The organism is Rhizobium sp. SVR5-9E, assembly GCF_056755095.1.
On sequence record NZ_JBNDHS010000183.1, the window covers coordinates 1 to 3812 of the forward strand.

Annotated in this window: 5 protein-coding genes; 3 read left to right on the forward strand and 2 right to left on the reverse strand. The window is 54.5% G+C overall.

Annotated features, from left to right (window positions below; genetic code table 11):
* The coding region (locus ACPYOJ_RS33960) for a hypothetical protein (protein ID WP_481420164.1) at nt 1-192 on the forward strand (192 nt) is incomplete at its 5' end.
* 299 nt (nt 193-491) lie between these two features.
* The gene (gene ligD, locus ACPYOJ_RS33965) at nt 492-1532 is read left to right on the forward strand and encodes a non-homologous end-joining DNA ligase (protein WP_481420165.1); all 1041 of its coding nucleotides are present in this window, start codon (nt 492-494) and stop codon (nt 1530-1532) included.
* Between the two features lie 14 nt (nt 1533-1546).
* On the opposite strand, the gene ACPYOJ_RS33970 is transcribed toward ligD, so the two are convergent.
* Nucleotides 1547-2638, reverse strand: a complete 1092-nt coding sequence (locus ACPYOJ_RS33970) for a ComEC/Rec2 family competence protein (protein WP_481420166.1) — start codon at nt 2636-2638, stop codon at nt 1547-1549.
* Nucleotides 2639-2722: 84 nt separating this feature from the next.
* Here ACPYOJ_RS33970 and ACPYOJ_RS33975 point away from each other — a divergent pair, with 84 nt between their 5' ends.
* The gene (locus ACPYOJ_RS33975; RefSeq protein WP_481420167.1) at nt 2723-3451 is read left to right on the forward strand and encodes a hypothetical protein; all 729 of its coding nucleotides are present in this window, start codon (nt 2723-2725) and stop codon (nt 3449-3451) included.
* Here the strand turns inward: ACPYOJ_RS33975 and ACPYOJ_RS33980 are convergent.
* A complete protein-coding gene (locus ACPYOJ_RS33980; protein ID WP_481420168.1) occupies nt 3439-3786 on the reverse strand; it encodes a tyrosine-type recombinase/integrase in 348 nt (115 codons plus the stop codon). The two genes, ACPYOJ_RS33975 and ACPYOJ_RS33980, sit on opposite strands and share 13 nt — an antisense overlap.
* Between the last annotated feature and the right edge of the window lie 26 nt (nt 3787-3812).

Sequence of the window (3812 nt, forward strand, 5' to 3'; positions counted from 1 at the left end):
GGAATACGGCAGGGACAGATGGTGGGCAAGCACCGGTACCGCGTGGCTATAATCGGCGTTTGTATTGACCAAGTCCCAGATACTGTTGACAGCAACGCCAGCACGGTCAAGGTCGGCTCTGATCGGGCGTTCCTCTATTTCGAGGTTCCTGGAGCGACGCTCTATCGCTTGATCGCGTTCGGTTCGATTTAACATGAAGCCGTCTCAATCCCCTTTACCGTTCATTGCCTGAATACAATGCAAAAGTTGAATAGTTGTTCTTCGCGCATGTTTTACTCTGCCAAAGGCAATCAGCGGATTGCCCGCTGTCGGCGCTAAGCGGAAGTCCGCGTCCGGCAGCTTCCGGCCCATTGCGGACCTTTCGTTCGTCCATGTAATCTCGCGCTACCTGATAAACCAGTCCGTCGAGAAGTTCACGTCTGCTTCTAGCGCAAAGCGGACATCTAGGGCCTCCCGTGGACTCTTTAAGCATTCTCTGATGCACTGAGGGCATGACCAAGCCGCCAAACTCTAAGCCTCTGCTCAGCGATGCCGATGCGCCGGTCCGATCCAGACAGCGCAAGCGGCGAGACCCCGCACAGCCGAACCTCCCCCTCGATCCAATGCCACAACGCATCGAGCCGTGTCTTGCGCTCCTCAAACCGAAGATACCGAAGGGGCCGGACTGGATCTATGAGATTAAGTGGGACGGGTATCGCCTAGCCGTGCATATCACTCCAGAGAGAGTACGCATCCTTACGCGAGGCGGGCATGACTGGACACGCCGCTTCCCGGAGATCGAGGAGGCGGCAAAGCGGCTCGGCGTGGCGACGGCAATCCTGGATGGCGAGGCAATCGTCTTGGATGACGAGGGCCGTCCAAACTTCGGGATGCTTCAGAATTCACTCGGTGGCCGAGGAGGCAAGCGAACCTCGCATGAAGCGATGCTCATGGCCTTTGATCTGCTGTACTTTGACGGCCACGATCTGACCGGCATGGACCTCATGGCGCGGCGCCATCTGCTTGAGGGTTTGGTTCCTGCCAGCGGCGAGGATTTCATCCGGCTCTCACAGGAGATAGAAGCGGATGGCGACGACTTGCTTGCCGCGGTTGCCGAACTCGGCCTTGAAGGCATTATTGCCAAGAACCGGCACAGCACCTACCGATCCGGCCGGCTGGGTGATTGGGTCAAGGTGAAGTGCATCCGGAGCGACAGCTTCGTGGTTGTTGGCTATGAGAAATCTGCCTCGGCGAGCCGTGGAATTGCGAGCCTGCTACTCGCAGGGCGCAAGGGCAATAGCCTCGTCTACGTCGGCGATGTCGGGACCGGATTCAAAGAGCGCGATCTGATCTATCTGTCGGAGACGCTCGACAGTCTCAAAACCAGCAAGTCGGCCGTTGACGTCAAGCGAAAGAACATTGTCTGGGTACAACCGACGCTAATTGCCGAGATCGAATACCGCGCTTGGACCCACGACGGGAAGCTCCGACACGCGTCATATAAGGGCCTGCGGGAGGAGCAGGATGAGGCGGCGGTTTATGAGGTGGAGTGATGCGGCAGGTATTTCTACTCTTCTTGGTCCTCAGGGTACTGCATATTGGGGATCGCCGTCCAACCTGAACGAGGGGGTGCGTTCTCCTGCGTGCGAACGGTGATACCTTCGGTGCTAACGACGTGGGCGCCTCGATGGTGCATTGCGCGGACAACCGCTCTTCGCGGATGATCTTCGTCTTCTTTCGCGGAACTAATGATGGCGGTGAACTTGCTCGTATCCTCCGGCATTCTTTCTTGAAGGCGGGGACCAAGTATCTGGTCTAGCAACTCCGTGGAGACGTTGCGCCTAGATCCATGATGCGGGACCTGAAAGCGATCAATTCCCGGCAAGGCGAGGCCTACGTATGGCGCGAAAGCAATGACTTCCTGCAATCCGCCTCGTCCGGTATCGCCTGTGAGAAGTATCTTTTTCCCGGAGAGGTATGCGTATTGAACGACGCTCATCTCGTTCTCTGCGCTCGTTTCTTCAGCAGGAAAAACCTCGCCACCCCATGCTGATTTTACAAGAATAAAAACCTTTCCAAGAACCTCCGCCAGGAAACCACCAATCGCTGGGCCTGCCTTAAAGCCGGCGACTTCAGCAACGCGACCAGTTTTTTCGGAATCTAGGACCTTCTCGATGTAGCGTTCCCTGGTCGGCGCCATTACTACGAATGCTCCAACCCGGCTTGCTTGGAATGCTTCGCGGATCGGAATGCCTCTTCGAACTGCTATCTCCTCAAGGGCAGCAGTGTTCGGGTACGCCTTCTTTAAATCTCGAATGAGATTGTCTCTGTTTGTATATCGCGCAAAGCGGGTAAGAAGTTCGTCGGCGTAAAGCCAAGGCCGGTTCATCCAGAGGTTCGCGACGGGAAAAACCTCAAGGATCTCCCTGAGTCCTGCAGTGTGGTCGCCGTCAGGATGTGTCGCAACGACATGATCTATATACGACGGATTGCCGTAGTGGGTTTTTATATGCGCGGCCAGTCTTTTTCCGGTCTCAAGGTAGCCGCCGTCGACCACGTGTACATACTGATTCCCATTTATTTCGTATCGGAGGGCAATCGCATCGCCGCTCTTTTTTGTCTCAACGTCTAAAAAGTCTATTTCAAAAAAGTCGGCCATTTGCGGTTGATCTCAGAAAACGATTATTGCGCTTAATGATTGCGCGAATTAGGTTATTGATGCAATCGGTGAGGGACACGCACTTTGGAAAACTTCGACTTATACACAATAAAGGCGCGGCTGATTCCGGCTTTAATTACTCTCGTGCCGGCAATCGCATTTGTTATCGCGATTTTGAACCTGCAATCTTTAGACGCTAGCCAAATGTGGGCGACGATAGGTCTAACTGTAATTTTGTTCGTCTGCGCAAATATTGCCCGAGACGCAGGAAAGAGACTTCAGGCTCACGTCTATCGGGAGAACGATGGGTGGCCAACGTTTGACGTTCTACAATACAACGACCTGACGTTTTCGGATGAGGCTAAGCAGAGATACCTTGCTTTCCTAAGCGATAAACTGGCTGTTCCGTATCCCTCGATGTTGGAGGCAAAGGAGAATCCTAGGAGAGCACGCGATTTTTACAATCGGGCGGCGTCGTGGTTGAGGGAGAATACACGCGATACCAACCGGTTTCGCGTCCTCTACGACGAAAACATTAATTATGGATTCTATCGGAATATGCTCGGCCTACGAGCCATTGCGATCGCAATCAATCTTGCAGTCTCCGCCGCATGCCTGCTCTTGATCTACGATTTGGTCCCATGGTTTGCAGGTGCTCGCGTACGCTTGCCGTATGTACTGGCGGTAAGCGGCATTCACCTTCTCTATCTGGTATTCGGCGTTGGCATGAAGAGAATGATCAATGCCTCTGCTAGGTACTCTCGGCAGCTTCTTTTGGCGTGCGATGCGCTGTTGCAAGACTACAAAAAGTGAGCGGCCTCCGCCTTCTCAATCGCTCCTCTCGCTAGTTCCTTTCTACCGCCGAGGTAATGGGCATCTAAGATCTGATCCACATCGCGGAGCGAGTGCCCGGTTAAGGCACCAATCTCAGCTGCAGTGCATCCGGCTAGAGCAAATCTGGTTACCGCCGTGCCTCGGAGATCGTGGAACGTCAGATCAGTGATTCCTGCCTCCCTACAGGCTCGCTTCCAAGCAGTGTCAAAGCCAGCGATGGTCCAAGCGGCCCCCCGGCTGTTACGGAGGATTACGCCTTGCGATCGAGGTAGGACATTGAGCTCGTCACGTAGACGCTTCGAAGCTGGGACAATTACCCGCGCGCCGGTCTGTTCTGCTT

Coding starts and splice junctions, on each gene's coding strand:
- ACPYOJ_RS33970 (WP_481420166.1), bottom strand. CDS start 2,638: ATGGCCGACTTTTTTGAAATAGACTTTTTAGACGTTGAGACAAAAAAG.
- ligD (WP_481420165.1), top strand. CDS start 492: ATGACCAAGCCGCCAAACTCTAAGCCTCTGCTCAGCGATGCCGATGCG.